Raw genomic sequence first — 24993 nt, 5'->3', positions numbered from 1 at the left:
CTTTCGCCCTGTTTTTCGCCTCCAATCGGGGGCGCGATTTCGGGCAGAATGCTTTCATCCACTAAGAATCCGTTTTCATCAGCGGCAAAACACGCATCGACACCGAGATGGCGACTTCCAAACCCACAACCATGCCGCCGCGCGGCCCGCTTCCGACACGCTCCGGCGGCATAGGCCGCATTCTTCGTCCGCTGCTCATGATCCTGGTGCTGCTGCTGGTGGCCGCCGCCAGCGCCGGCGCGACCTGGTTCATCGCGCAGCGCATGCAGCCGCAAGGCGGTGGCGCGCCGGTGCAACTGGGCGTGGGCCAGACGGGCAACCAGCCGGGCCAGCCCGGCGCCGCCGGCCCGCAGGCCACGCCGACCACGTTCGTCGCCCCGCCCACGACGCCGGCCGCCGTGCCGGCGCCGATCTTCGTGCCGATCGAGGCCTTCACGGTCACGTTGCAGAACGCCGACACCGAACGCATCATGCACGTCGGCCTGACCCTGCGCGTGAGCGACGAACAGACCCGCATCCGCCTGGAAAAGTACATGCCCGAAGTGCGCAGCCGCATCCTGATGGTGCTGTCTTCGCAATCGCCCACCGGCGTGCAGACGCAACAGGGCAAGACCGACATGGCCAACGCCATCAAGCAAGCCGTCAATCGCCCGTTCGCGCCCCTGCCGGACGGCCAGTATGTCACCGACGTACTGTATACGGCGTTCGTGGTGCAATAAGCATGGCCTACGAGGCGTTTCTTTCGCAGGACGAAGTCGACGCGCTGCTGGCCGGCGTCACGGGCGAGAGCGACAGCAAAAAGGAATCCGCAGGCCCCAACGACGGCGCCCGCGCCTATGACCTGAGCTCGCCGGACCGCGTGGTGCGCCGGCGCATGCAGACGCTGGAGCTCATCAACGAACGTTTCGCGCGGCAGATGCGCAGCGTGCTGTTGAACTTCATGCGCCGCAGCGCCGACATCACCGTCGGTTCCATCAAGATCCAGAAGTACGCGGACTTCGAACGCAACCTGCCGGTTCCCAGCAACCTGAACATGGTGCAGATGAAGCCGCTGCGCGGCACCGCCCTGTTCACCTACGACCCGAACCTGGTGTTCCTGGTCATCGACAGCCTGTTCGGCGGCGATGGCCGCTACCACACGCGCGTCGAAGGCCGCGACTTCACCACCACCGAGCAGCGCATCATCCGGCGCCTGCTCAACCTGACCCTGGAAAGCTACGGCAAGTCCTGGGATCCCGTCTATCCGATCGAATTCGATTACGTGCGCTCGGAGATGCACACCAAGTTCGCCAGCATCACCGGCAACAATGAAGTGGTGGTGGTCACCTCCTTCCACATCGAATTCGGCGCGACCGGCGGCGACCTCAACATCTGCCTGCCCTACTCCATGATCGAGCCGGTGCGCGACCTGCTCACGCGGCCGCTGCAGGAAACCACGCTCGAGGAAGTCGACCAGCGCTGGTCGCAGCAGCTCTCGCGCCAGGTGCGCAGCGCCGACATCGACGTGGTCGCCGAATTCGCCCGCATTCCGTCCAGCATCCGCGAACTGATGCGCATGAAGGTCGGCGACATCCTGCCCGTGGATGTGCCGCAGACCGTCATCGCCCACGTCGACGGCGTGCCGCTGATGGAATGCGGCTACGGCGTCTTCAACGGCCAGTACGCCCTGCGCGTGCAAAACATGTTTACCCACGATACCGAATCAAACGAGGCCCCCGACCATGACTGACAAGAACGAGCCCGGCTCCGGCTCGTCCCCGGCCGACGACTGGGCCGACGCGCTCGCCGAACAATCCCGCGCCAATCCGCCCACCCAGGCGGACGGCCTGAAGCCCGCCCAGGACGACTGGGCCGCCGCCATGGCCGAGCAGACCGCGGCCACGCCGCCCGCGGCCGCCGCGCCGGCGCCCGCTGCTGCTGCTCCGGCCGCACCGGCCCCCGCCGCGCCTGCCGCCCAATCAGCCGCGCAATCGGTGTTCAAGCCGCTGGCCGGATCGGCCGCCGGCAATGGCACCGACATCGACCTGATCATGGACGTGCCCGTCCAGCTGACGGTGGAACTGGGCCGCACCCGCCTGACCATCAAGAACCTGCTGCAACTGGGCCAGGGCTCGGTGGTGGAGCTGGACGGCCTGGCCGGCGAACCGATGGACATCTTCGTCAACGGCTACCTGATCGCCCAGGGCGAAGTGGTGGTGGTGGAAGACAAGTACGGCATCCGCCTGACCGACATCATCACCCCGTCCGAACGCATCAACCGCCTCAACAACCGCCGTTGAAGCCACGCCCGTGATGAACGATTCCGCCCTGCTGCGCGTCATCATCGGCCTGGTGCTGGTGCTGGCGGCCATCCTGGCCGCGGCCTGGCTGGCGCGCCGCGCCGGCCTGACGCAGCGCGGCGGCGGCAACCTGCTCAAGCAGGTCGCCAGCCTGCCGATCGGCGCGCGGCAGAGCATCGTCGTCGTCGAGATCGAGAACACCTGGGTGGTCGTGGGCGTCAGCCCCGGCCAGCTCAACACCCTGCATACCCTGCCCGCCGGCGAACTGCCGCAGGCCGCGCCCTTGCCCACCGCCGCCTTCGCGGCCAAACTGGGCCAGGCGCTCAAGCGCCGCTAGCCGGCGCGCGCGTTTCCACACCATGAGCTTGCCCAACTCCCCTCGCGCCCGCCGCGGCGCGCTGCCCCTGCTGGGCGCCGCCGCCCTGCTGGGCCTGGCCCTGTTCCCCGCCGGCGTGGTGGCGCAGGCGACCCTGCCGGCCCTGACCGCGACGCCGGGCCCGGGCGGTTCCGAAACCTATTCGCTCAGCATGCAGACGCTGCTGCTGATGACGTCGCTGTCCTTCCTGCCCGCGGCGCTGCTGATGATGACCGGCTTCACCCGCATCATCATCGTGCTCGGCCTGCTGCGCAGCGCCATGGGCACGGCCATGTCGCCGCCCAACCACGTGCTGATCGGCCTGGCGCTGTTCCTGACCTTCTATACGATGTCGCCGGTGTTCGACAAGATCTACACCGACGCCTACAAGCCGCTGTCCGAGGGCTCGATCCAGTTCGAGGCCGCGGTCGAGCGCGCCGCCGGTCCGCTGCGCACCTTCATGCTGCACCAGACCCGCGAGAACGACCTGGCGCTGTTCGCCAACCTGGCCAAGCAGCCTGCGCTGGAGGATCCGTCGCAGGTGCCGCTGCGCATCCTGGTGCCGGCCTTCATCACCAGCGAACTCAAGACCGCCTTCCAGATCGGCTTCACCATCTTCATTCCGTTCCTGATCATCGACCTGGTGGTGGCCAGCGTGCTGATGGCGCTGGGCATGATGATGGTGCCGCCCGTCACCGTGGCGCTGCCGTTCAAGCTGATGCTGTTCGTGCTGGCCGACGGCTGGAACCTGCTGATGGGCTCGCTGGCCCAGAGCTTCTACCAATAGGGAATCGCCATGACCGCCGAAACCGTCATGACCATGACCTACCAGGCGATGAAGATCGCGCTGGCGATGGCGGGTCCGTTGCTGGTCATCACCCTGATCGTGGGCCTGGTGATCAGCATCTTCCAGGCGGCCACCCAAATCAACGAAATGACCCTGTCGTTCATCCCGAAGCTGCTGGCCATGTGCGGCGTGCTGGTGCTGCTGGGTCCGTGGCTGATCGGCATCATGGTCGACTACATCCGCCAGTTGATCGGGCAGATTCCCGGCCTGGTGTCGTAGCGGCGCGCGCCGCCGCACTCCGGGACGCGCCCGCATGTTTTCCTTCACCATCGAACAGCTCAATGGCTGGATCGGCCAGTTCCTCTGGCCGTTCGTGCGCATCCTGGCGCTGGTGGGCACCGCTCCCCTCTTCTCCGAATCCACCGTTCCCGTCAAGGTCAAGATCGGCCTGGCCTTCGTGCTGGCCGTGGCCGTCAGCCCTGCGCTCGACCCGGCGCCGCCGATCGCGCCCGGCTCGTTCGCGGGCCTGTGGATGGTGATGCAGCAGGTGCTGATCGGCATCGCCATGGGCTTCACGATGCGGCTGGTGTTCGCGGCGGTGCAGACCGCCGGCGAATTCGTCGGCCTGCAGATGGGCCTGTCGTTCGCCTCGTTCTTCGACCCCAGCACGGGCGCCAACACCGCCGTGCTGTCGCGCCTGTTCAACATCGTCGCCATGCTCACTTTCCTGGCGCTGGACGGCCACCTGCTGGTGCTGGCGGCCCTGGTACGGTCGTTCGACACGCTGCCGGTGGCCGCGATCCAGCTGCACCAGAACGGCTGGGGCGTGGTGGTGGAATGGGGCAAGACCGTGTTCGTATCCGGCCTGCTGCTGGCGCTGCCTCTGATCTGCGCGCTGCTGACCATCAACCTGGCCATGGGCATCCTGAACCGCGCCGCGCCGCAGCTGTCGGTGTTCTCGGTGGGTTTCCCCGTCAGCCTGATCGTCGGCGTGGTGCTGCTGACCGTGGTGCTGCCGAACTCCGGCCCCTTCCTGGAATCGTTGTTCGAATCCGGACTGTCGGCCATGAGCCGGGTGACCGACGCGCTGGCCGGACGCTAGCTTCCGGCGACACGCCGGCAAGTTCGACACGGATTCCCGGCCGCCTTGGCGGGCGCATAAAAAAAACGGCCCGCGCGGGCCGTTTTTTTCGATGGCGCAGACGTCACTGCTGTCCGGTCAGGCGGAACACCCGGATGGTCTCGCGCAACGCGCCCGACTGGTTGCCCAGTTGCAGCACCGCCCCGCCCAGCTCCTGCACCAGCGCCGTGTTCTGCACCGTCATCACGTCCATTTGCGACACGGCGCTGTCGACCTGCTCGATGCCGCTGGACTGCTCCTGCGAGGCCTGCGAGATCTCGCCGATGATGTCGGTGACGCGATGCACCGCATCGACGATCTCCTGCATCGTCGCGCCCGCCTGCTCGGCCTGCGCCGAGCCTTCGCTGACGCGCTCGACGGAGTCCTCGATCAGGCCCTTGATCTCCTTGGCGGCTTGCGCGCTCTTTTGCGCGAGGCTGCGGACTTCCCCTGCCACCACCGCGAAGCCCTTGCCGGATTCGCCGGCGCGCGCCGCTTCCACCGCCGCGTTCAGCGCCAGGATGTTGGTCTGGAAGGCGATGCCCTCGATGATGCTGACGATGTCGACGATCTTGCGCGAGCTGTCCGAAATGCCGTGCATGGTGTTGACCACCTGCCCCACCGCCACGCCGCCGCGCCGCGCCACGTCCATGCTGCTGGCGGCCAGTTGGTTGGCCTGCCGCGCATTGTCCGCGTTCTGCCGCACGGTGGAGGTCAGCTGTTCCATGCTCGCCGCCGTCTGTTGCAGCGAGGCGGCCTGGCCTTCGGTGCGGCCCGCCAGTTCCTGGTTGCCGCGGGCGATATGCACCGCCGCCTGCGTGGTGCCTTCGATGCCGCGGTACACGTCCTGGGCGATGCCCACCAGGCTCTTGCGCATGACTTCCAGCGAGAAATTCAGGCTGCCGATCTCGTCGTCGGACTCGGCCACGATCTGGGTGGTGAGGTTGCCCGCGGCAACCTGGCGCGCCATGTTCGCGGCCTCGACCATGGGATCCAGCAGCGACCGGCTCAGGCGCCAGCCCAGCGCGAAGATCCCGGCCACGCCCAGCGCCAGCAGTCCACAAGCCACCCCGGCGCCGGTCGCGTCCAGCGTATCCCAATTGGCCCGCAGGCCATAGACGCCCGCCGCCACCACGATACCCGAGGACAGCAGCGCGTGGCGGAACATGCGGCCGCGCACATTGCGCCGGAACGGGAAGGCCAGCAAGTCCAACCCGCGGCGCCAGCCCGCCCGCACCGGGCGGCCGCGCAGGATGCGCACGCCACGGGCGCGGCCTTCGCGTATGCGCGCGTAGAGTTCCTCGGCCATTTCGATCTGGGCGTCGCTGGGCCGCACCCGCACCGACGAATACGCCACCACCTCGCCGTTCTCGACGATCGGCGTGGCGTTGGCCAGCACCCAGTAGTAGCCGCCGTCCTTGCGGCGATTCTTGACCAGGCCCAGCCAGGATTCACCCGCCTGCAGGGTACGCCACAGGTCCGCATAGGCTTCCGGCGGCATGTCCGGATGGCGGACGACGTTGTGAGCCTTGCCGATCAGTTCCTCGCGCGAAAAGCCGCTGACTTCGATAAAGGCCGGATTCGCGTAGAGGATGCGACCCTTGGTATCGGTGCGTGAGATCAGGTATTGATCTTCGCGCAGCTTGGTTTCCACATCATTGACAGGAAGGTTCACACGCACAGCGGGTCTCCGTTACATCGTATGGGGCGGCGAACGGTCAGCCACGGCGGGCGTCGGGCCTGGCGCCCGGCCGCTATCCACCCGTCCGGCCTCGCGACGTGCGCATGCCGATGCCGTGCGGTCCTGCCGAAATTTTTCGCCGCCCGTATTTTGGGCGTTATGACTATGAACGGCAATATTTTCGAAAACTTAAGCCATCGAGGTATAAGGTCCGACCGGCGGACAGCATTCGACCCGGCGTCCGCGAACGGGCGTCGGGTCGGCTGGGGTGACGGCCGTTGCGGCCGCGCGCCTTGTCCGACGGGGCGCCGGCCCCGTCTGGATCAGTCTTGCGTCAGGGTCGGAGCCTGATAGCCGCCCAATTGCTGGGCCGGCACTTCGATGACCTCACCGGCGTTGATCTTGAACACGGCCACGGCTTCGGCCAGGCGCTGCGCCTGTTCCTGCAGCGAACCGGCCGCGGCCGCCGCCTCTTCCACCAGCGCCGCGTTCTGCTGCGTCACTTCGTCCATCTGCGACACCGCGCGGTTCACCTGGTCGATGCCGCTCGATTGCTCCTCGGACGCCGCCGAGATCTCGCCCATGATGTCCGTCACACGCTTGACCGACGCCACGATCTCCTGCATCGTCGCGCCCGCGCGCTCGACCTGTTGCGAACCGGCGCCCACCTTGCTCACCGAGTCCTCGATCAGGCCCTTGATCTCCTTGGCCGCCTGCGCGCTGCGCTGCGCCAGCGAGCGCACCTCGCCCGCCACCACCGCGAAGCCCTTGCCCTGCTCGCCGGCACGGGCCGCTTCCACCGCCGCGTTCAGCGCCAGAATGTTGGTCTGGAACGCGATGCCGTCGATCACCGACACGATTTCCGAGATCTTGCGCGAGCTGGCCGAAATGCCCTGCATCGTGTTCACCACCTCGGCCACCGCCGAACCGCCGCGCTCGGCAACGTCCGACGCGCTGGCCGCCAGCTGGTTGGCCTGGCGCGCGTTGTCGGCGTTCTGCTTGACCGTCGAGGCCAGCTCTTCCATCGAGGCCGCGGTTTCCTCCAGCGAGGCCGCCTGCTCTTCGGTGCGGCTGGACAGGTCGGTGTTGCCGGCCGAGATCTCACGCGAACCGACCGTGATTTCATCGACGCCGCGGCGCACCGTGGACACGGTGCGGGTCAGGCTTTCCTGCATGCGCTTGAGGGCCGCGAACAGCTGGCCGATTTCGTTGTGCGAACGCACCTCGACGCGGCTGGTCAGGTCGCCCGCGGCGATCTTGTCGAAATGCTGGCCAGCCTCGACCAGCGGGCGCACCACCAGGCGGCCAAATAGCACCCGGCAGAACACCATCAGCGCCAGTGCCAGCGCCACCGCAACCGCCACGGCAACCATGGCACGGTTGAAATTGGCCTCGGCCTGGTCGATCGTGGCCTGCTGCTGGGCGTCGATGTACTTGCTGAACTCGGCGATGGCCTCGATGAAGGCCGCGCTGCGGGGCGTACCGTACTCGTTGTTCACCATGTAGAAAGTGGAATAGTCCTCGCTGCGCAGCGCCTCGACCATGGTGTCGACGCCGTCATCGATATACGAGCGGTAGCGGCGGACCAGGTTCATCGACAGCTGGCGGCCGGTGTCGTCCTGCAGCATGTTCTTCTGGAATTCCGCGAAACGGCTGCGCACGCCCGTCAACAGATCGGTGGCGCCCTTGAGCGCGGCGGCGGCGTCGCGCGCCGAGTTCTCGCCACTGCCCCAGCCGGATTCCTGCAGGTGGCGGGCGGCGACCATCAGGCTGACGCGGGCGCGCAGCATGTCGCTGTTGATGACTTCAACCTGCTTGGCGCGTTCGGTCAGCTCATTGACCTGGCGGATCGATTCATAGTTGTGCTGCAGGAAGAAGGCAGCCAGTCCGCCCACAGCCGCGATCAACACGGCGAAGAACGCCATCACCCACAGCAGCATCGTGCCGACGCGGGCATCGCGCAGCCTCATCTTGCGTTTCACCTTGGGCGCGCGCGCGGCCTTTTTCTTACCGACCTTGCCGGACTTCGCTCCGGATTCCAGACTCGCTTCCATATTCTTTCCCCATCCCTCAGGTACAGCTCTGACCAAATGAAAAACCACCCTGGCGCGCCATCCTTGCGGAGCGGGCACGCTTCAGGGCGACGTACGCGCCGGCCCGGGGGCCGGCACGCTCTCCGCGGAACGGGGCCTATCGCCCCTGGCGCGTCGGTTCGGGCGGCGCAGCCGGCACCGGAATGACGATGGTTTCCACCTGGGGGGCCGGCGCCGGCTGCTGCGCCCATTCCTGACTGACGTCAGGCGCGGGCGCGGGGCCGAGCAGTTTCTGGCGTTCCCAGGGTTCCAGCAGAATATTGGTGCTGTCGACGAGGCGCATCAGGCGGCCGTCCGGGCCGAACTGCAGCAGCGCTTCCTTGCGGCTGTACAAGCCGTCGGCGACAAACGTGATCTTGAAGGACCAGAGGGCGAGGAAGGTGCCGTCGGTCTGTTTGTAGAACTTGTCAGGAGGCGCGGTAAGCGCCCGCGAGGCCTCTTCCAGCGTCGTCTGCCCGGGGGTCAGCGTCGACAGCTTGCCCGGGTCGAAATTGTGGCCCGTCGCCGCGCAGCCCGTGATCAGCGCCGTGATCGCCGCTGCTGCCAGAAGATGTTGTAGATAGCCTCGCATACTTGCCCATTTACCGGTTTCGACCGGCGTCAAAAAGATTCCCAGTCATCGTCGGCCGGCGCCTGGCGGCGGGTGGCCGCCGGCGCCGGCTTGGCGTCGTTGGCCGCCGCGCGGGGGGCCGGGCGGCGCGGCGGACGCGCCGCGCTGGCCGCTTCCGCCGTCGCCGTCTTGGCGCGCGGCGCGCTATGCGTCAGGCGCGCCGCGGGCGCGGTCTGGCGTGCCGCGGGTGCGGCGGCTGTCGGGGCCGGCGCCGGCGTCGGCGCAACCGTTTCAGCTTGCGGCGCGGCAACCCGCGGCGCACTGCGGTGCTGCGCCAGCTGGCGCGCCGGCACCTCGATCACGTCGCCCGCGTTGATCTTGAACACGGCCACCGCCTCGGCCAGGCGCTGCGCCTGTTCCTGCAGCGAACCGGCCGCGGCCGCCGCCTCTTCCACCAGCGCCGCGTTCTGCTGCGTCACTTCGTCCATCTGCGACACCGCGCGGTTCACCTGGTCGATGCCGCTCGATTGCTCCTCGGACGCCGCCGAGATCTCGCCCATGATGTCCGTCACCCGCTTGACCGACGCCACGATCTCCTGCATCGTCGCGCCCGCGCGCTCGACCTGCTGCGAACCGGCGCCCACCTTGCTCACCGAGTCCTCGATCAGACCCTTGATCTCCTTGGCCGCCTGCGCGCTGCGCTGCGCCAGCGAGCGCACTTCGCCCGCCACCACCGCGAAGCCCTTGCCCTGCTCGCCGGCGCGGGCCGCTTCCACCGCCGCGTTCAGCGCCAGGATGTTGGTCTGGAACGCGATGCCGTCGATCACCGACACGATTTCCGAGATCTTGCGCGAGCTGGCCGAGATGCCCTGCATCGTGTTGACCACTTCGGCCACCGCCGAACCGCCGCGCTCGGCAACGTCCGACGCGCTGGCCGCCAGCTGGTTCGCCTGGCGCGCGTTGTCGGCGTTCTGCTTGACCGTCGAGGCCAGCTCTTCCATCGAGGCCGCGGTTTCCTCCAGCGAGGCCGCCTGCTCTTCGGTGCGGCTGGACAGGTCGGTGTTGCCGGCCGAGATCTCGCGCGAACCGACGTTGATCTCGTCCACGCCGCGGCGCACGGTCGCCACGGTGCGCGCCAGGCTTTCCTGCATGCGCTTGACGGCAGCCATCAGCACGCCGATCTCGTTGGTCGACTGGACATCGACGCGCGTGGTCAGGTCACCGCCGGCGATCCGGTCGAAGCTCTCGCCGACCATACGCAACGGACGCAGCACCACGCGGTTCATGAACAGGAACGCGCCCAGCGAGACCGCCAGGATCACCAGCACCAGCGCCAGATACACATAGGTCATGACCGCGCCATTGGCGCGCGACGACGCCACCTGCTCTTCGCTGTAGGCGGTGATCGTGTTGGCGAATTCGGTCAGCTGCTTGGAGAACGCGCCGCTGGCCGCGGCGGTCTTGGTGTTCTTCAGCTTGAGGTATTCGGCATTGTCGCCGCGGTCCAGGGCGCCCAGCATGGCCTGCAGGCCTTCGGCAAAGCCATTGAACGACGCCAGCAGCTGCCCTTCGGCCTCGCGGCCGATATCGGTGGTTTTCGGAATGGCCTTGAAACGTTCGAGCTTGGCTTTGCCATCCGTCAGCAGTTGCTGCACGATGCGCGTGTTCTCGGCGGCCCCCGCCTTGTCACCGGCCGCCCGCTGGGCGGCGGCGATGTCGGCACGGATGGTGGCGCGCAGCATCTGCACGTAAGAGTCCTTGACCAGATTGCTCTGCTGGACACTCAGGCTATCCAAAGCGTTGATCGCTTCGGCGTTGGATCGCATGCTGCTCCAACCCAGGGTAATGGCAACCAGCGCGGCCACGGCAACTGCCAATTGGGCAAGCATCAAGCCCGTGCGCACCTTCAGATTGCTTAACATTTTCCGATATTTCCGGTAACCGTCGGGGCGACACGCTGTCGTCGCCCCGCCGTAAAAGGGATGTGTTTTCTACTGCCTATTCAATGCATTGCAATACGCTGGCGGATCACTCCGTCAGAAAGACTCCCAATCATCGTCGGCCGGCGGCGCGCGGCGGGCAGCCGCCGCTGCCGGTTTGACGGGTTTGACATCGGTGGCATCGGTGGTCTTGACGACCGGCCGGCGCAGGGGCCTGGCCGCCGTCGCGCCGCTGTTGGCCGTCGGCCGGGCACGGGCCGGCTGGGCCAGCCGCGGCGCCGGCGCCGCGGGCGGCGTCACCGGGGAATGATCCGGCTCTGCCGCGGATTCCGGCTTGGCAGCCGCCTGAACGGCAGGCTTGGCGGTCCTGGCCGCCGGAGCCGGTGCTTCGGTCTGCGCTGCGGCAACCCGCGGCGCACTGTGTTGCTGCGCCAGCTGGCGCGCCGGCACCTCGATCACGTCGCCCGCGTTGATCTTGAACACGGCCACCGCTTCGGCCAGGCGCTGCGCCTGCTCCTGCAGCGAACCGGCCGCGGCCGCCGCCTCTTCCACCAGCGCCGCGTTCTGCTGCGTCACTTCGTCCATCTGCGACACCGCGCGGTTCACCTGGTCGATGCCGCTCGATTGCTCCTCGGACGCCGCCGAGATCTCGCCCATGATGTCCGTCACGCGCTTGACCGACGCCACGATCTCCTGCATCGTCGCGCCCGCGCGCTCGACCTGCTGCGAACCGGCGCCCACCTTGCTCACCGAGTCCTCGATCAGGCCCTTGATCTCCTTGGCCGCCTGCGCGCTGCGCTGCGCCAGCGAGCGCACTTCGCCCGCCACCACCGCGAAGCCCTTGCCCTGCTCGCCCGCGCGGGCCGCTTCCACCGCCGCGTTCAGCGCCAGGATGTTGGTCTGGAACGCGATGCCGTCGATCACCGACACGATTTCCGAGATCTTGCGCGAGCTGGCCGAGATGCCCTGCATCGTGTTGACCACCTCGGCCACCGCCGAACCGCCGCGCTCGGCAACATCCGACGCGCTGGCCGCCAGCTGGTTCGCCTGGCGCGCGTTGTCGGCGTTCTGCTTGACCGTCGAGGCCAGCTCTTCCATCGAAGCCGCGGTTTCCTCCAGCGAAGCCGCCTGCTGCTCGGTACGGCTGGACAGGTCGGTGTTGCCGGCCGAGATCTCGCGCGAACCGACGTTGATCTCGTCCACGCCGCGGCGCACGATCGCCACGGTGCGGGTCAGGCTCTCCTGCATGCGTTTGATGGCGGCGAACAATTGGCCGATTTCATTGGTGCTGCGCACCTCGATACGGCCGGTGAAGTCGCCGCCCGAGATCTTCTCGAAATGATCACCCGCCTCGTGCAGGGGCTTGAGCACCGTGCGGTTGATGAATATCCAACAGCCGATCGCCAGCACCAATGCAATCACCAGCAAGGCGATGGTGACGCTGCGCGATACGCCGTGGTCGACCGCTGCCTGCGCCGCGAACTCGTCGGTGCGCTTGTCGATGAAGCTGAGGTAGTTGTCGACGGCTTCGCGGAACTTGGTATTGACGTTGCTGGCGGAGTCGTTCAGGTTCAGATAGTCCTGGATCGCCATATTGGACAACGCGGCCGCCTGCCCCTTGAGGACGGTGTCGTACTCCTTGAGCGCGGCTTCCAGCGCCTGGCCCAGCGCTTCCGTGCCCGCCAGCGGCGGCGCCTTGCGGAAGGCATCCATCATCTTGAAGGCGTCCTGCATCAGGCCTTCGGAACGCTTGGCCTGCGCGGCCGCCTGTTCGGTCTTGCCCTGTTGCATGTCCATCAACGACGTGGACAACAACAGGCGCGCGCGCAGGAACACGGTGTAGGCGCGGTTGAGCGGCACCGCCCGGTCCGTATAGGCGCTGTTGATCTGGTCCAGCTTGGTATTGCTGGAATTCAAGCCCATCCAGGCCACGCCATTGGACAGGAACATGGCACCCGTGAAGAGCAACAACACCAGAATGATGCAGGTGCGAACTTTCAAATTGACAAGCATGAAATACCCGACGTTATGCGAGGTGAAACGACAAAATTCCTATCCTGTACGCACACACGGACGCTCCGGTATCCACCGGAAGCGTCCGTAAGGGCGCGCAACATGCCGCGCCCATGGGCACGGCCTATGGACTCACCGCGTTATTTGCGGCTGAACAGACTGGATCCTTGAATGGTCATGAACGCGGCCGACGCGGCCTGCAAGGCCACCTGGCGCAGCGCCAGCTGGCTGGCGCCGGAGTAGTAGTCCAGGTCCTCGAGATCCGACAAGGACTTCGAATAGGACAGGCCCTTCTGCGTGCCGGTGGCATCCAGCGCGTCCAGTTCGTTCATGCGGGCGCCCACCGACGCCGCGACCGTCTGCACGTTGTCGTAGTTGGTGGACAGCTTCTTGTTGGCCGTGGCCAGTTCGTTGTTCAGCTTGGCCAGGGCGACCGGGTCGCCGGCAATCGGCGAATCCAGCGTCTTGATGAGGCTGTCCAGCGTATTGAACATGTCCACGTCGGCCGACTGCACGCTCTGCACGTCGATCACGTCGCCGTTCTGGGGCGTGCCCTTGATCACCACCGACACGCCGCCGAAATCGATGGCGGCATCCGGCGTGTACACCGTCGGCGCGGCCGGCGGCGCCGGCGTGGTGACGGGCGGCACCGGCGGGTTGGCGTTGGGATCGGTCGTGATGACGCGGTAGCCCATGTTGCCGGTGGCCGGATCCGATTCGAACTGCAGGCGGAAGTCCTTGCCGATGTTGGGGCTGCCCGGCGTCACCGACACGGTGCTGAACTGGGCGGTGCCGGTGTTGGCCTGCGCGGCGGTGCTGACATAGGCCTGCGACCCCGGGTTGGCGCGGTTGAAGATGTCGCTGCCGATGTCGCTGGTGGACATCTGGCGCGACTGGTCGACCTGCACGGTGCGTTCGCCCGTGGCGCCGCTGTAGACGATCTTGCCAGTGGTGTCCTGCGAATAGGGGACCACGCCGCCCTGGTAACCCGAGAACAGGTATTGGCCGTTGCCATCCGTGCTGTTGGCCAGGCCCAGCAGTGCGTCACGGGCGTTCTTCAGGGCGGTGGACAGCGCCTGGCGGTCGCTGTCGGCGAAGGTGCCGTTGCCGGCCTGCACCACGCGGGTACGCACGTCGGCCAACGCCGTCGTGATGGAATCCAGGACGTTGTTTTCCTGGCCAAGGTTGGTCTTCGCCGTGTTGCGGTTGAGCGCGTACGTCGAGTTCATGCTCTGCGTCTGCGCCACGTTGATCGCCAGCGAGGCGGACAGCGGATCGTCGGCCGGCGTCAGGAATTTCTTGCCGCTGCCCACCTGCTCGACCAGGCGGTTCATGTCGGATTCCTGAGCGAGGACGCCCTTCAGGCCGTTCGAATACATCATGGAGGTGCTCAGGCGCATGGGGAAGCTCCGATTTTTTCTTGATAGGTCACGATTTCAACGATCCGATCAGCCGCGCAGGCCCAGCAGCGTATCGAACAGCGTGCTGGCGACGTCGATGATGCGGGCGCTGGCCTGGTATTGCTCCTGGTAGAGCGACAGGCTCACGTATTCTTCGTTCAGGTTCACGCCGGAAACGGCCTGCTGCGCGGCGGTCTTCTGGGCGATGAGATTCTTCTGCGCGGTATTGGCCGATTGAATCTGCGCGGTCTGCACGCCGACGGTGTTGACCACCTGCCCGAACATCTCGGTGATGCTCATGGTGCCGTGGCCCAGCACCTTGGTGTTCTGCAATTGCGCCAGCTTGAGCGCGTTCTTGCCGTTGGCGTCACCGCCCTCGGTGTCGGCCGCGGCCACTTTCTCCGGATCGGTGATGATCACCTTGATGTCGCGCGCGGCATCGCGGGTGGGCGACAGCGCCCACTTGTCGCCGGCCTGCGGCGGCGAGTCGATCGTCAGCGTGACGCCCATCTCGGCGTTCAGGTCCAGGGTGGCGGTGGGCGGCGTGCCGGTGGCCGGGCCGTTGTAGACCTGGGTGCCTTCCGGCAGGCGCGTCACCATGTAGTTGGTGCCGTCGAAACTGATTTCGTAGTCTTTGGCGTTGATGTTGTTCACGTTGGTGAACTCGCCGCTGATCTGCGCGCCGCTCTTGTTGCCGGCGTTCGGCACGCCTTGCGGCTTGCCGATGCTGAAGAAATCGGTGCCGGGATTGCCGGCGGTGTCCAGGCCCTGGCGGTGCTGCTCGTTGAACGACAGCGCCAGGCCCACGGCCATCTGGCCCAGTTGCGCCTGCATGAAGTCCAGCGAGGTGGCGCGAAACTGCAGAAGGCCGCCCAGCTTGCCGCCGGTGACTTCGGCGTCGTTCAGCTCGACCGCCACGGTCTTGCCGCCGGAACCGGCCGGCAACGTATAGGCGATGACGGTGCGGCTGACGTCCTTGGCGGACGACACGGCCTGCAAGGGATAGACGGTGTCGCCCGACAGCAGCGCCTGCCCGCCCGAAGCCAGCGAGATGCTGAGCTTGTCGCCCTGCTCGTAAGTGGTGACGCCGATAAGCTGGTTCAGTTCCGACACGGCCTGGTCGCGCTGGTCCAGCAGGTCGTTGGGCGGATTGCCGCCGGCCTTGGCGCGGGCGGTGGAAATCTGGCTGTTCAGGTCGTTGATGCGGGTCAGGTAGCTGTTGACCTGTTCGACCGTGGTGGTGATCTGCGTGTTCAGGCCCAGGCGCTGGTTCTGCATTTCCTGGTAGGCCGAACGGATCTGGGTGGTCAGGCTGTTGGCCTTGCCCAGCAAGTCCTGGCGCGCGGCCGGATCCGCCGGCTTGCTGGCCACGGTATTCATGCTGGTGAAGAAATTGGTCAGCCCCGGGGCGATGCCCACGGTGCGGTCGGCGAACAGGTTGTTGACCTGCGACACCTGGTCGAGCTGCGCCTGCAGCTGGGCGCCGCTGCCCTGCGCGCCCACCAGTTGCTTGTACAGGAAGCTGTCGTAGCTGCGCACGACGGTGTCGACCTGGACGCCGCGGCCGATGTAGCCGTTGGTGGTGGCCTGGGCGCCGGCGGTCGAGATCATGACGCGCTGGCGGTTGTAGCCGACCGTGGTGGCATTGTTGATATTGTGGCCGGTGGTCGCCAGGCCTGCCTGGGACGCGTTCAGCCCGCCCAACGCCAATTTATACAGATTCATGCTGACAATGCCCCGTATGTAACCGCAACTGATATGTCTGGATACCCGGTTAACGGCAACCGGCCGTCCAAATTTAGAGTCCTTCCAACATCTGGCGCGAAATATCCACCTTGGCGGCGGCGCCACGCAGCTGGCTCATGACACCGATCAATTTCTGCGCATACTGCGGATCGGTGGCATAGCCGGCGCTCTGGATGCGGCGGGCCGCCTCGATCTCGTTGCGCGCCTGCGTCACGGCTTCGTAGCGCGGGCTGTTGCCGATCAGGCGGGCGTAGTCGGCGAACGATTCCTCGTAGGACGAATAGGCTCGGAAAGGTTGCGTCACTTTTTTCGCGACGCCGTCTTCGTATTCGGTGGTCAGCACGTTGACGACCTTGCCCTTCCAGCTGGGGCCGGCCTTGATGCCGAACAGGTTGTAGCTGGTGCGGCCATCCTCGTGCTTGATTTCGCGCTGGCCCCAGCCGGACTCCAGGGCCGCCTGGCCCATGATGAGGCGGGCCGGAACGCCGCTTTGCTGCGAGGCCAGCGTGGCCGCGCGCGACATTTTCGAGACGAAATTGATGACGTGCTCGGGCGCGCCTTCGGCCGCGGCCAGGGCGCGGTCGCTGGCGCGGTTGTTGCGCATCACGTCCATCAGCGCCGACACCTGCCGCGAGCCGCCGGTCTGGAAGTCCAGGTCGGTGCCCTGCCCCAGGCGCTGCACCGCCTCGGCCGGCAGATCGCCCGGCTTGCCCTGCTGCATCTGTGCCAGGATCGATTGCGACAGACCGATGCCGGGCGTGGCCAGGTGCAGCGCCAGCTGCTCATCGGCCATGGATTGCAGCATCTGCGTCTGCTGCGAGTCGAACAGCCCCTCTTTCGGGGTCGCCTCGCGCATGCGTTTGAGCATCATCTGCAGGAACAGCGCCTCGAACTGCTTGGCGACCTGCTTCTGCTGCTCGGTCCCGGGATTGGCCGGGTCCTTGGTCACATCGCGCTTCAGGTCCGACAGGCGCCCCATGTCGAACACGGAATCCTGGCGGCTGCCCAGGCGCGCGCTGTTGTTGGTGTACGCCATGGCGGTCAGATGATCTCGAGCTCGGCGCGCAAGGCGCCGGCGGTCTTCATGGCCTGCAGGATCGCCAGCAGGTCTTGCGGCGTGGCGCCCAGGGCGTTCAGGCCCTTGACCACGTCGGCCAGGTTGGCGCTGGTGGTGACGCGCTGCAGCGAGCCGTTGTCCTGGCGCACTTCGATCTGGGTATTCGGCACCACCACCGTCTGCCCTTCGGTGAACGGCGTGTCCGGCTGCGACACCTGGTTCTGGCGATTGATGATGACCGACAGGTTGCCGTGCGCCACGGCGGCCTCTTCGATCATGACCGTGCGGTTCATGACCACCGAGCCGGTGCGGGCATTGATGATGACCTTGGCCACGGTGGGCGCGCGCGTCACCTGAAGGTCCTCGACCTGCGACAGGAAGCGCGCCTGCGACGCCTGCTCCATCGGCGTGCGCACCTGCACCACCCGGCCATCCAGCGCGGTGGCGGTGCCCTGCCCGAACTTGCGGTTCAATGCGTTGACCACGTTCTGGGCGGTGCCGAAGTCGGTGTTGTTCATCTCCAGGTAGATGTAGCCGTCGCGCGCGAAGGTGGTCGGCACGCCGCGCTCGACGATCGCGCCGCCGCTGATGCGGCCGCCGTTGAGCTGGTTGATCTGCACGCTGGAACCGCCAGCCGAGGCGCCGGCGCCGCCCACCAGGATGTTGCCCTGGGCGATCGCGTAGACCTGGCTGTCGGCGCCCTTGAGCGGCGTCATCAGCAGCGTGCCGCCGCGCAGGCTCTTGGCGTTGCCCATAGACGACACCACCACGTCCAGCGTCTGGCCGGGCCGGGCGAAGGCCGGCAGGGTCGTCGTCACCATGACGGCCGCCACGTTCTTGAGCTGCATGTTGCTGCCGGCGGGCACGGTGATGCCCAGCTGCGACAGCATGTTGGTCAGGCTCTGCTGCGTAAACGGGGTCTGGCGCACCTGGTCGCCGCTGCCGTCCAGGCCCACCACCAGGCCATAACCGATCAACTGGTTGCCGCGCACGCCCTGGATGGAAGCCAGGTCCTTGAGCCGTTCGGCATGCGCCGCCGAAGCGCCGGCCAACAGCCCCGCCGCGACACAGACGCGCGCCAGCAGGGACAGCAAGGCGGAAATCGGAGTGGGTTGTTTCATGTTCAGAACGGCGAAGCGATCAGGAAGAAGCGTTGCAGCCAGCCCATGGTCTGGACCTCGTCCATGACGCCCTTGCTGCGGTATTCGATGCGGGCGTCGGCCACCTGGGTGGACGACACGGTGTTCGTCCCGGTGATCGAGCGCGGATCGACCACGCCCGAGAAGCGTACGTATTCGCTGCCGCGGTTGATGGCGATCTGCTTTTCACCGGCCACCTGCAGGTTGCCGTTGGACATCACGCCCACCACGGTGGTGGTGATGGTGCCGGTGAAGGCATTGTTGGCGGTGCTGTCGCCCTTGCCCTGCGCCACGTTGCCGCCCTTGGCGTCGGTGTTCAGGTTGGCATTGGCCCAGCTGTCCATGAAGGACGGCGCGGCCGTGATGCCCAGGCTGGCGCTGCCGCTGCGGTTGGTGTTGGTGGCGACGTTCTTGGAGGCGTTGGTCTTTTCGTTCAGCACGATGGTGACGATATCGCCAACATTGCGCGGACGACGGTCCTCGAACAACGGGTAATTGCCGTAAGTCGTGGGCTGGTAGATCGAACCGGTGGGCTGCGCCGCCGGCATCGGTGGCGGCGGCGGTGCCGCCGTCGTCGGCCCGGTCACGATGGGTTCGGGCGGGATCATGGCGCAACCGGCCACCAGCAAAGCCAGGGCAGCACTCGAAACCAGACGCAGGACAGACGACATGGGCATCACAGTTGGGTCAGGCGGGCCAGCATTTCGTCCGAGGTCTTGACGGCCTTGCTGTTCATTTCGTAGGCGCGCTGGGTCGTGATCATGTTGACCAGTTCCTCGGCGACGTTCACGTTGGAAGTTTCGACGTAGTTCTGCATGAACGTGCCGGCGCCGTCCACGCCGGGCTGCAACAGGTTGGCCGGACCCGAGGCGTCGGTTTCCAGGTACAGGTTCTCGCCCACGCTCTGCAGGCCCGTGGGGTTGATGAACGTGGCGATCTGCAACTGGCCGATCTGCACGTTGACGCCGGCCGCGCCCGGCTGCGTCACCGAGACGATGCCGTCCTTGCCGATGGAGATCGACAGGGCGTTGTCGGGCACGTTCATGGGCGGCTGGATCACGTAGCCGCTGACGGTGGTCAGCTGGCCGTTCTGGTCGCGCTGCAGCGCGCCGTCGCGCGTGTAGGCCTGGGTGCCATCGGGCAGCTCGACCTGCAGGAAGCCGCGGCCATTGATCGCCACGTCCAGCTCGCCGCCGGTGTTGTTCAGACCGCCGGTGGTGTGGATGCGCTCGGTGGCGGCCACGCGGGCGCCAGTGCCGAGCTGCAGGCCCGACGGCAGCTGCGTCGCGTCGCCGACCTGGGCGCCGGGCTGGCGCAGGGTCTGGTACATCAGGTCCTGGAACACGGCGCGGCCACGCTTGAAGCCGTTGGTCGAGACGTTGGCCAAGTTGTTGGAAATCACGTCCATCGAGGTCTGTTGACCTTCCAGGCCCGTCTTGGCAATCCACAGCGAACGCATCATGATGAAGTACTCCTGGTGCGGCGGCCCGGCCGCGCGCGAAAATTATTTGGTTCGGATCGGCTGACCGGATCAGGAAACCGAGAGGATGCCGTTGGCGCGCTCGGCGTTGCGGTCCGCCTGCTGCACCACCTGCATCTGCTGTTCGAAGCGACGGGCGTTTTCGATCATGCCCACCATCGCCGCCATGGGGTTGGTATTGCTGCCTTCCAACACGCCCGACAGCACCCGCAGACTGGGGTCGGCAGGCACCGGCGGGGCCGGCTGGCCGTTGACCGGCGCCAGGCGGAAGACGCCGTCGTCGCCATGCACCAGTTGCGCCTCGGGCGGGTTGGCCAGCTTGATGCGGCCCAGGTTGAGGATGTTGTTGGGCGCGTCGCCGGCGCCGATGGCGGTGATGGTGCCGTCCGAGGTGATCGTCAGCGCGGCCTGGTCGGGCACGTCGATGATGCCGTTCTGGTCGGACATCACCGGCTGGCCCAGCGAGGTCTGCAGCAGGCCGTTCACGCCCACCTGCAGGCTGCCGGCGCGGGTATAGGCCTCGCCCTGCGGGGTCTGCACCGCGATCCAGCCGTTGGAGCTGGCCAGGGCCACGTCCAGGTCGCGGCCGGTGGTCTGCATATTGCCCATTTGGAAGTTGTTGCGGGGCGTCGACGCCACCGTCGAGACACGCGTCGGCAGGCTCACGCCGTCATTCACCGGAACCGACCGGTACAGCGCGATCTGCTCGCGAAAGCCCGGCGTGTTCACGTTGGCCATGTTGTTGGAGAGCGCGGCCTGGTGCTCCGTGATCCGCGCTGCGCCATTCATGGCGGTGTAGATGATTCGATCCATTGCCTATTCCGTCGGTGTCGTCGCGTGCCCGTCAGGCATTACTTCAGGTTCATCAGGACTTGCATGATCTCGTCCTGGGTCTTGATGGTCTGCGAGTTGGCCTGGTAGGTGCGCTGGGCGATGATCATGTTGACCAGCTCCTTGCTCATGTCGACGTTGGACGACTCGGTCGCCTGGCCCACCACCTTGGACAGGCCGTTGCTGCCCGGCTGGCCGAGGATCGGCTGGCCCGACGTGGCGGTTTCCTTCCAGGCGTTGTTGCCCACCGGCTGCAGGCCCTGCAGGTTGGCGAAGTCGGCCAGCACGATGGTGCCGACGATCGAGGTCTCGCCGTTGGTGTACTGCGCCACCAGGCTGCCGTCGGCGCCGATGTTGATGCCGCGGAATTCACCCGAGGTGTAGCCGTCCGGCACGGCCTTGAGCGCGTAGGCGCTGCCGTACTGGGTGGTGCCGGCATAATTCACGGAGACAGCCAGCGGATCGGCCGGCGTGGTGCCGCCGCCCGGGGCCGCGAACGACAGGTTGACCGTGGTGGCGCTGGTCATCACGCCCGCCTTGTTGAAGGTGAACTGGGTCGGGTTGCCCCACACGCCGCCCGTCTCGGTGGTCGGCGCCATGGCCTGGCCGTCAATCGAGTAATAGACGTCGTAGACGCTGTTGCCCGCGGCGTCGGCGGCGCGCTTGACGAAATACTGCATCACCTGGTGCGAGTTGCCCAGCGAGTCGTAGACCGTCATGGGCGAGGCGTTGGTGTAGCTGGTGGTGACCTTGGGGTCGAACGGCTTGCCGACTTCGGTCACGGCGGCGGTGTAGTCCTTGTAGCCGGGCACCTGGGCCAGGTTGCCGGTCGTGACGGCGCCGGCGGCGTCGATCGTGATCAGGTTGGGCGCGGCGCCATAGGTGCCGGCCGGCGGCTGGTTCACCCAGACGATGTTGCCGGTTGCGTCGCGCGTGAAGTTGTATTGCGTAGCGGGCGACGGCGGCGTGGCGCCAGTCATCGTCACCGAGCCGTTCACGGCCGGCGCGGTCACCGTGTCGACCTGGTAGATGACCTTGGCGTTGGCGTCCAGGTTGGCGACCGTGGTGGCCGTGGTGGTGGCCTTGGGCGCGACGTTGGCGGTCGGCAACTGCAGTTCGACCGGGTTGGCGCCGATCGCGCCCGCCGGGTAGCCGGTCAGGCGATAGCCCTGCGCGTTGACGATGAAGTTGTTCTTGTCGACCAGGAATTCGCCGTTGCGCGTGTACATGATCGCGCCACTCTCGTCCGTGACGCGGAACATGCCCTTGGCGCCGTCGATGGCGATGTCATATTCGCCGCCACCGCCGTTGACCGTGCCCACCGTGAAACGCTGGGTGATGGCCGCCACCTTGGTGCCCAGGCCGACGCGCGAACTGGCGTAGACGTCGGCGAACGAGGCGGTCGACGACTTGAAGCCGACGGTGCCCGAGTTGGCGATGTTGTTGCCGATGACGTCCAGGTTCTGCGCCGCGGCGTTCAAGCCGCTCAATCCTTGTCCGAAGCCCATGTTTTCTCTCGCTGATCTCTAAATTTGGAAACCGCCGCCGTGGCGCCGGCTGATAATCAAACCGGCCCGCTTCAGCCGATCACCTTGCGCACGTCCAGCATGCTGGTCTGGCCGTCCAGGCCCATGTCCAGGCGCAGGCCGTTGGTGGAGTAAGCCACGCTCTTGACCTTGCCGTACTTCAGTACTTCGGCGGCCACCTTCTTGTCGTCGCCGTCCGTGGCCAGGACGGACACGGTGTACGCGCCCGCGTCCAGCGCCACGCCGGCGTCGTTCTTGCCGTCCCAGTCCAGCGTGTACACGCCAGCCTTCTGCTCGCCCAGTTCGATGGTGCGCACGACCGCGCCGTTGCTGTCGGCAATGCGCACCTGCACCTTGGCGGCATCCTTCTGCAGATCGATGCCGTAGGGCGTGACCACGCGCTCGGCGGGATTCTCGGCACTGACGCCCACCTTGACGTTCGAGCCAGGCACCAGCACCCCCTTGCCGATCATCGCCACGGCGTTCATCGACTGCGACACGTCGATCTGGCCGCTGATGGCCAGCATGGTGTTCTTGAGATTGGTGATACCTTCCACCGTCGAGATCTGCGCCAGCTGCGAAGTCAGCTCGGCGTTCTGCATCGGGTTCAGCGGGTCCTGGTTCTTGAGTTGCGTCACCAGCAGCTTCAGGAACTGGTCCTGCAGCCCCTGGGCGGTGCTCGAGCCGTTGGCGCCGACTTGCGCCAGGCCCAGGCCGGTCTTGCTGGTGGATTGGTCGACAGTGGTCATGGATTCACTTTGTCAGGAGTCATTTCCGCGCGGGCGGCGCGGGCGCGCAGAGTTCTTGAATCAGGATTGGCCGATGGTGAGCGTCTTCTGCATCAGGCTCTTGGCGGTGTTCAGCACCTCGACGTTGGCCTGGTACGACCGCGATGCCGCGATCATGTTGACGGTTTCCGCCACGGGGTCGACGTTGGGCATGCTGACATAGCCCTGGGCGTCGGCCAGCGGATGCTTGGGGTCGTAGACCTGCTTGAGCGGAGACTGGTCCACCACCACGCCGGCCACCCGCACGCCGCCGATCTCGCGGCCCAGCGCCTGGCCGGCCGGCGGATTGACCTGGAACACCACCTGGCGGGCGCGGTACGGCTGGCCGTCCGGGCCGACCACGCTGTCGGCGTTGGCCATGTTGCTGGCCGCCACGTTCATGCGCTGCGATTGCGCGCTCAGCGCCGAACCGGCGATATCGAAAATGCTCAACAAGGACATTGCCTGCGGTTCCCTATGAAAATCAATCCTGGATGGCGGCCATCATGGTGCGGATACGCCCCGACAGCAGCTGCATCGTGCTTTGGTAGTGCAAGGTGTTGTCGGCGAACTGGACCCGTTCGATGTCCATGTCGACCGTGTTGCCGTCCATGCTGGGCTGGTAGGGCAGCCGGTACAGCATCTGGGTCGGCCCTTCGGACACGGCCTTCGCCGGGATGTGGCGCGCCGAGGTCAGCGTCAGCGACGTGTCGGGCAGGCGCTTGGAGCCTTCCATGGCGTTCTGCATCGCCGCCTTGAAATCGAAATCGCGCGCCTTGTAGTTCGGCGTGTCGGCGTTGGCGATGTTCGAGGACAGCACTTCCTGGCGCTGCGCGCGCAGCCCCAGGGACTGCTGGAAGAAGCGGAAATCTTCGTTAAGCCGGTCTAGCATCGGGTCGCCTTCAATACGGATGAAACCCGGGACAGCGGACGCACCGTTATCCCATTGGATGACGGCATCATAGGGTCGGGTGGCACAACACAATCAGCCAAATAACCCGTCATTTCTCATCCAATTCACGTATTGCCAAGCGACGCGGCCTTCTACAATTCAGACATCATGAAATTCCCCGCAAACCTCCGCGCGCGCGCTGCCTGCCTGGCCGCCCTGCTGCTGGCGCCCGTCGCCTCGGCTCGGGCGCAAGAGGCCGCCGTCCAGGCGCCCGAGGCAATCACCATTGCCGCGCAGGCCTATTTGCTGGAACAACTGGCCGGCCTGCCCGGCGAGCCCTCGGTCGCCATCGACCCGCCCCGGGCCGAACGGCTGGCCCCTTGCGATGCATTGTCCCCATTTATACCGTCAGGCATGAAGCTCCGTTCGCGCATGACGGTGGGCGTGCGCTGCAACGGCCCCAAGGCCTGGACCACCTACGTGCAGGCCACGGTCAGCGTGCCGGGCCATTACTATGTCGCCTCGCGCATGATCGCGGCAGGCCAGGCCCTGACGCCCGCCGACCTCGCCCCGCGCGACGGCGACCTGGTGGCCCTGCCCCCTGGCGTCATCACCAATCCCCAGACCGTGGTCGGCATGACGGCGGCCTACCGCATCAATGCCGGCCAGCCGGTCAAGGGCGCCGCGCTGCGCAATGCCCAGTCGGTGGTGCGCGGCTCGAACGTGCGCATCAACGCCCGCGGCAAGGGTTTCGTGGTCAGCAGCGAAGGCCAGGCGCTGGACAATGCGGCGCCCGGCGCCACGGTCCAGGTGCGCACGGCCAGCGGACAGGTGGTCAGCGGCGTGGTGCGCAATGCGGGGTTGGTCGAAATACAACTATAGGTACTGTTACATATCGCGTTGCGGCAAGCCGCCGCCTACCCTAAAGTTCCTTCCGACCTTGTCGTTACAGAGGCATAAGTAGGCGGATCCGTCGCAAATCGACCCAGGACGCCCTGCGGAGAAAACCTTGAAAATCAATTCGACCACCAACCGGCCCATCTCGGCCGACGCCGTCAGCCCTCGCGCCGAATCCTCGGTCGCCCAGGCCTACGGCGCCGGCGGCGGCAGCGGCGCCAGCAGCTCGCAAGTCGCGCTGAGCTCGGCCTCGCGCAAAATGCTCGCCCTGCAGGACGGCTCGAACGACATCAACGTCGAACGTGTCGCGGCCATCCGGGCGGCCATCGCCTCGGGCCAGCTCAAGATCGACACCAGCCGCATCGCCGACGGCCTGATCGCCAGCGCCCGCGACCTGCTGAAGTAACCCCATCGCCTTCCGACCGTACGCCAGAGCATGA

General features: G+C 66.4%; 25 protein-coding genes. 9 read left to right on the top strand and 16 right to left on the bottom strand.

Annotation, left to right across the window (positions count from 1 at the left end; translation table 11 throughout):
* Positions 1-107: 107 nt before the first annotated feature.
* The 7 genes from ACVN9Z_RS19165 to fliR are packed head-to-tail and all read left to right on the top strand — an operon-like array spanning position 108 to position 4523.
* Positions 108-719 carry a flagellar basal body-associated FliL family protein gene (locus ACVN9Z_RS19165; protein ID WP_026385346.1) on the top strand — a complete coding sequence of 204 codons (612 nt, stop codon included), beginning with the start codon at positions 108-110 and terminating at the stop codon, positions 717-719.
* 2 nt (positions 720-721) lie between these two features.
* Positions 722-1729, top strand: coding sequence for a flagellar motor switch protein FliM (gene fliM / locus ACVN9Z_RS19160; RefSeq protein WP_006385231.1), 1008 nt, complete (start codon positions 722-724; stop codon positions 1727-1729).
* The gene (gene fliN / locus ACVN9Z_RS19155) at positions 1722-2279 is read left to right on the top strand and encodes a flagellar motor switch protein FliN (protein ID WP_038503373.1); all 558 of its coding nucleotides are present in this window, start codon (positions 1722-1724) and stop codon (positions 2277-2279) included. The genes fliM and fliN overlap by 8 nt, the downstream gene beginning before the upstream one ends.
* A gap of 13 nt (positions 2280-2292) precedes the next feature.
* Complete coding sequence (fliO, locus tag ACVN9Z_RS19150; RefSeq protein WP_006384758.1) at positions 2293-2616, top strand: flagellar biosynthetic protein FliO; 324 nt, start codon at positions 2293-2295, stop codon at positions 2614-2616.
* 22 nt (positions 2617-2638) lie between these two features.
* On the top strand, positions 2639-3421 hold the full coding sequence (gene fliP / locus ACVN9Z_RS19145; RefSeq protein WP_020927351.1) for a flagellar type III secretion system pore protein FliP: 783 nt from the start codon (positions 2639-2641) through the stop codon (positions 3419-3421).
* Positions 3422-3430: 9 nt separating this feature from the next.
* Entirely contained in the window at positions 3431-3700 is a 270-nt protein-coding gene (gene fliQ, locus ACVN9Z_RS19140; protein ID WP_006385233.1) for a flagellar biosynthesis protein FliQ, read from the top strand.
* Positions 3701-3734: 34 nt separating this feature from the next.
* Positions 3735-4523, top strand: coding sequence for a flagellar biosynthetic protein FliR (gene fliR, locus ACVN9Z_RS19135; RefSeq protein ID WP_006385234.1), 789 nt, complete (start codon positions 3735-3737; stop codon positions 4521-4523).
* Positions 4524-4626: 103 nt separating this feature from the next.
* On the opposite strand, the gene ACVN9Z_RS19130 is transcribed toward fliR, so the two are convergent.
* The 16 genes from ACVN9Z_RS19130 to flgB form a co-directional block, all read right to left on the bottom strand.
* Positions 4627-6222: a methyl-accepting chemotaxis protein gene (locus ACVN9Z_RS19130; RefSeq protein WP_006385235.1), complete on the bottom strand. Its 1596-nt coding sequence runs from the start codon at positions 6220-6222 to the stop codon at positions 4627-4629.
* Positions 6223-6545: 323 nt separating this feature from the next.
* Positions 6546-8276, bottom strand: a complete 1731-nt coding sequence (locus ACVN9Z_RS19125) for a methyl-accepting chemotaxis protein (protein ID WP_006385236.1) — start codon at positions 8274-8276, stop codon at positions 6546-6548.
* A 136-nt stretch (positions 8277-8412) separates the two neighbouring features.
* The gene (locus ACVN9Z_RS19120) at positions 8413-8886 is read right to left on the bottom strand and encodes a hypothetical protein (RefSeq protein WP_006385237.1); all 474 of its coding nucleotides are present in this window, start codon (positions 8884-8886) and stop codon (positions 8413-8415) included.
* A 29-nt stretch (positions 8887-8915) separates the two neighbouring features.
* Positions 8916-10787, bottom strand: a complete 1872-nt coding sequence (locus tag ACVN9Z_RS19115) for a methyl-accepting chemotaxis protein (protein ID WP_458212527.1) — start codon at positions 10785-10787, stop codon at positions 8916-8918.
* A 114-nt stretch (positions 10788-10901) separates the two neighbouring features.
* Positions 10902-12818, bottom strand: coding sequence for a methyl-accepting chemotaxis protein (locus ACVN9Z_RS19110; protein ID WP_458212526.1), 1917 nt, complete (start codon positions 12816-12818; stop codon positions 10902-10904).
* Between the two features lie 140 nt (positions 12819-12958).
* Positions 12959-14218, bottom strand: coding sequence for a flagellar hook-associated protein FlgL (gene flgL / locus ACVN9Z_RS19105; protein WP_429928186.1), 1260 nt, complete (start codon positions 14216-14218; stop codon positions 12959-12961).
* A 48-nt stretch (positions 14219-14266) separates the two neighbouring features.
* On the bottom strand, positions 14267-15943 hold the full coding sequence (gene flgK, locus ACVN9Z_RS19100) for a flagellar hook-associated protein FlgK (RefSeq protein WP_020927343.1): 1677 nt from the start codon (positions 15941-15943) through the stop codon (positions 14267-14269).
* 73 nt (positions 15944-16016) lie between these two features.
* A complete protein-coding gene (flgJ, locus tag ACVN9Z_RS19095) occupies positions 16017-17000 on the bottom strand; it encodes a flagellar assembly peptidoglycan hydrolase FlgJ (protein WP_054473800.1) in 984 nt (327 codons plus the stop codon).
* Positions 17001-17005: 5 nt separating this feature from the next.
* Positions 17006-18142, bottom strand: a complete 1137-nt coding sequence (locus ACVN9Z_RS19090; protein ID WP_006385242.1) for a flagellar basal body P-ring protein FlgI — start codon at positions 18140-18142, stop codon at positions 17006-17008.
* Positions 18143-18144: 2 nt separating this feature from the next.
* Positions 18145-18837: a flagellar basal body L-ring protein FlgH gene (locus ACVN9Z_RS19085; RefSeq protein WP_006385243.1), complete on the bottom strand. Its 693-nt coding sequence runs from the start codon at positions 18835-18837 to the stop codon at positions 18145-18147.
* The gene (flgG, locus tag ACVN9Z_RS19080; protein WP_020927340.1) at positions 18837-19622 is read right to left on the bottom strand and encodes a flagellar basal-body rod protein FlgG; all 786 of its coding nucleotides are present in this window, start codon (positions 19620-19622) and stop codon (positions 18837-18839) included. The genes ACVN9Z_RS19085 and flgG overlap by 1 nt, the downstream gene beginning before the upstream one ends.
* Before the next feature lie 69 nt (positions 19623-19691).
* Positions 19692-20453: a flagellar basal body rod protein FlgF gene (locus ACVN9Z_RS19075; protein WP_458212525.1), complete on the bottom strand. Its 762-nt coding sequence runs from the start codon at positions 20451-20453 to the stop codon at positions 19692-19694.
* Between the two features lie 38 nt (positions 20454-20491).
* Positions 20492-21979 carry a flagellar hook-basal body complex protein gene (locus ACVN9Z_RS19070; protein ID WP_053499788.1) on the bottom strand — a complete coding sequence of 496 codons (1488 nt, stop codon included), beginning with the start codon at positions 21977-21979 and terminating at the stop codon, positions 20492-20494.
* 71 nt (positions 21980-22050) lie between these two features.
* Positions 22051-22746 carry a flagellar hook capping FlgD N-terminal domain-containing protein gene (locus tag ACVN9Z_RS19065; protein ID WP_238878894.1) on the bottom strand — a complete coding sequence of 232 codons (696 nt, stop codon included), beginning with the start codon at positions 22744-22746 and terminating at the stop codon, positions 22051-22053.
* Between the two features lie 60 nt (positions 22747-22806).
* The gene (flgC, locus tag ACVN9Z_RS19060; protein WP_006385248.1) at positions 22807-23226 is read right to left on the bottom strand and encodes a flagellar basal body rod protein FlgC; all 420 of its coding nucleotides are present in this window, start codon (positions 23224-23226) and stop codon (positions 22807-22809) included.
* Positions 23227-23248: 22 nt separating this feature from the next.
* Positions 23249-23656, bottom strand: coding sequence for a flagellar basal body rod protein FlgB (flgB, locus tag ACVN9Z_RS19055; protein WP_006385249.1), 408 nt, complete (start codon positions 23654-23656; stop codon positions 23249-23251).
* A gap of 168 nt (positions 23657-23824) precedes the next feature.
* Between flgB and flgA the strand changes: the two genes are divergently transcribed.
* Positions 23825-24538 (top strand): flagellar basal body P-ring formation chaperone FlgA, encoded by a 714-nt coding sequence (gene flgA / locus ACVN9Z_RS19050; protein WP_241131865.1) that lies wholly within the window; start codon positions 23825-23827, stop codon positions 24536-24538.
* Between the two features lie 127 nt (positions 24539-24665).
* Positions 24666-24959: a flagellar biosynthesis anti-sigma factor FlgM gene (gene flgM, locus ACVN9Z_RS19045; RefSeq protein ID WP_006385251.1), complete on the top strand. Its 294-nt coding sequence runs from the start codon at positions 24666-24668 to the stop codon at positions 24957-24959.
* Positions 24960-24993 lie beyond the last annotated feature (34 nt).

This window comes from Achromobacter sp. KK8, assembly GCF_054188005.1.
The sequence above is the reverse complement of the archived record's forward strand: the minus strand, read 5'-3'. Positions and strand labels throughout refer to the sequence as shown.

Excerpts from the sequence above, each read along its gene's own strand:
- ACVN9Z_RS19165 (WP_026385346.1), top strand. The coding sequence starts at position 108 with ATGGCGACTTCCAAACCCACAACCATGCCGCCGCGCGGCCCGCTTCCG.
- fliM (WP_006385231.1), top strand. The coding sequence starts at position 722 with ATGGCCTACGAGGCGTTTCTTTCGCAGGACGAAGTCGACGCGCTGCTG.
- fliN (WP_038503373.1), top strand. The coding sequence starts at position 1,722 with ATGACTGACAAGAACGAGCCCGGCTCCGGCTCGTCCCCGGCCGACGAC.
- fliO (WP_006384758.1), top strand. The coding sequence starts at position 2,293 with ATGAACGATTCCGCCCTGCTGCGCGTCATCATCGGCCTGGTGCTGGTG.
- fliP (WP_020927351.1), top strand. The coding sequence starts at position 2,639 with ATGAGCTTGCCCAACTCCCCTCGCGCCCGCCGCGGCGCGCTGCCCCTG.
- fliQ (WP_006385233.1), top strand. The coding sequence starts at position 3,431 with ATGACCGCCGAAACCGTCATGACCATGACCTACCAGGCGATGAAGATC.
- fliR (WP_006385234.1), top strand. The coding sequence starts at position 3,735 with ATGTTTTCCTTCACCATCGAACAGCTCAATGGCTGGATCGGCCAGTTC.
- ACVN9Z_RS19125 (WP_006385236.1), bottom strand. The coding sequence starts at position 8,276 with ATGGAAGCGAGTCTGGAATCCGGAGCGAAGTCCGGCAAGGTCGGTAAG.
- ACVN9Z_RS19120 (WP_006385237.1), bottom strand. The coding sequence starts at position 8,886 with ATGCGAGGCTATCTACAACATCTTCTGGCAGCAGCGGCGATCACGGCG.
- ACVN9Z_RS19115 (WP_458212527.1), bottom strand. The coding sequence starts at position 10,787 with ATGTTAAGCAATCTGAAGGTGCGCACGGGCTTGATGCTTGCCCAATTG.
- ACVN9Z_RS19110 (WP_458212526.1), bottom strand. The coding sequence starts at position 12,818 with ATGCTTGTCAATTTGAAAGTTCGCACCTGCATCATTCTGGTGTTGTTG.
- flgL (WP_429928186.1), bottom strand. The coding sequence starts at position 14,218 with ATGCGCCTGAGCACCTCCATGATGTATTCGAACGGCCTGAAGGGCGTC.
- flgK (WP_020927343.1), bottom strand. The coding sequence starts at position 15,943 with ATGAATCTGTATAAATTGGCGTTGGGCGGGCTGAACGCGTCCCAGGCA.
- flgJ (WP_054473800.1), bottom strand. The coding sequence starts at position 17,000 with ATGGCGTACACCAACAACAGCGCGCGCCTGGGCAGCCGCCAGGATTCC.
- ACVN9Z_RS19090 (WP_006385242.1), bottom strand. The coding sequence starts at position 18,142 with ATGAAACAACCCACTCCGATTTCCGCCTTGCTGTCCCTGCTGGCGCGC.
- ACVN9Z_RS19085 (WP_006385243.1), bottom strand. The coding sequence starts at position 18,837 with ATGCCCATGTCGTCTGTCCTGCGTCTGGTTTCGAGTGCTGCCCTGGCT.
- flgG (WP_020927340.1), bottom strand. The coding sequence starts at position 19,622 with ATGATGCGTTCGCTGTGGATTGCCAAGACGGGCCTGGAAGGTCAACAG.
- ACVN9Z_RS19075 (WP_458212525.1), bottom strand. The coding sequence starts at position 20,453 with ATGGATCGAATCATCTACACCGCCATGAATGGCGCAGCGCGGATCACG.
- ACVN9Z_RS19070 (WP_053499788.1), bottom strand. The coding sequence starts at position 21,979 with ATGGGCTTCGGACAAGGATTGAGCGGCTTGAACGCCGCGGCGCAGAAC.
- ACVN9Z_RS19065 (WP_238878894.1), bottom strand. The coding sequence starts at position 22,746 with ATGACCACTGTCGACCAATCCACCAGCAAGACCGGCCTGGGCCTGGCG.
- flgC (WP_006385248.1), bottom strand. The coding sequence starts at position 23,226 with ATGTCCTTGTTGAGCATTTTCGATATCGCCGGTTCGGCGCTGAGCGCG.
- flgB (WP_006385249.1), bottom strand. The coding sequence starts at position 23,656 with ATGCTAGACCGGCTTAACGAAGATTTCCGCTTCTTCCAGCAGTCCCTG.
- flgA (WP_241131865.1), top strand. The coding sequence starts at position 23,825 with ATGAAATTCCCCGCAAACCTCCGCGCGCGCGCTGCCTGCCTGGCCGCC.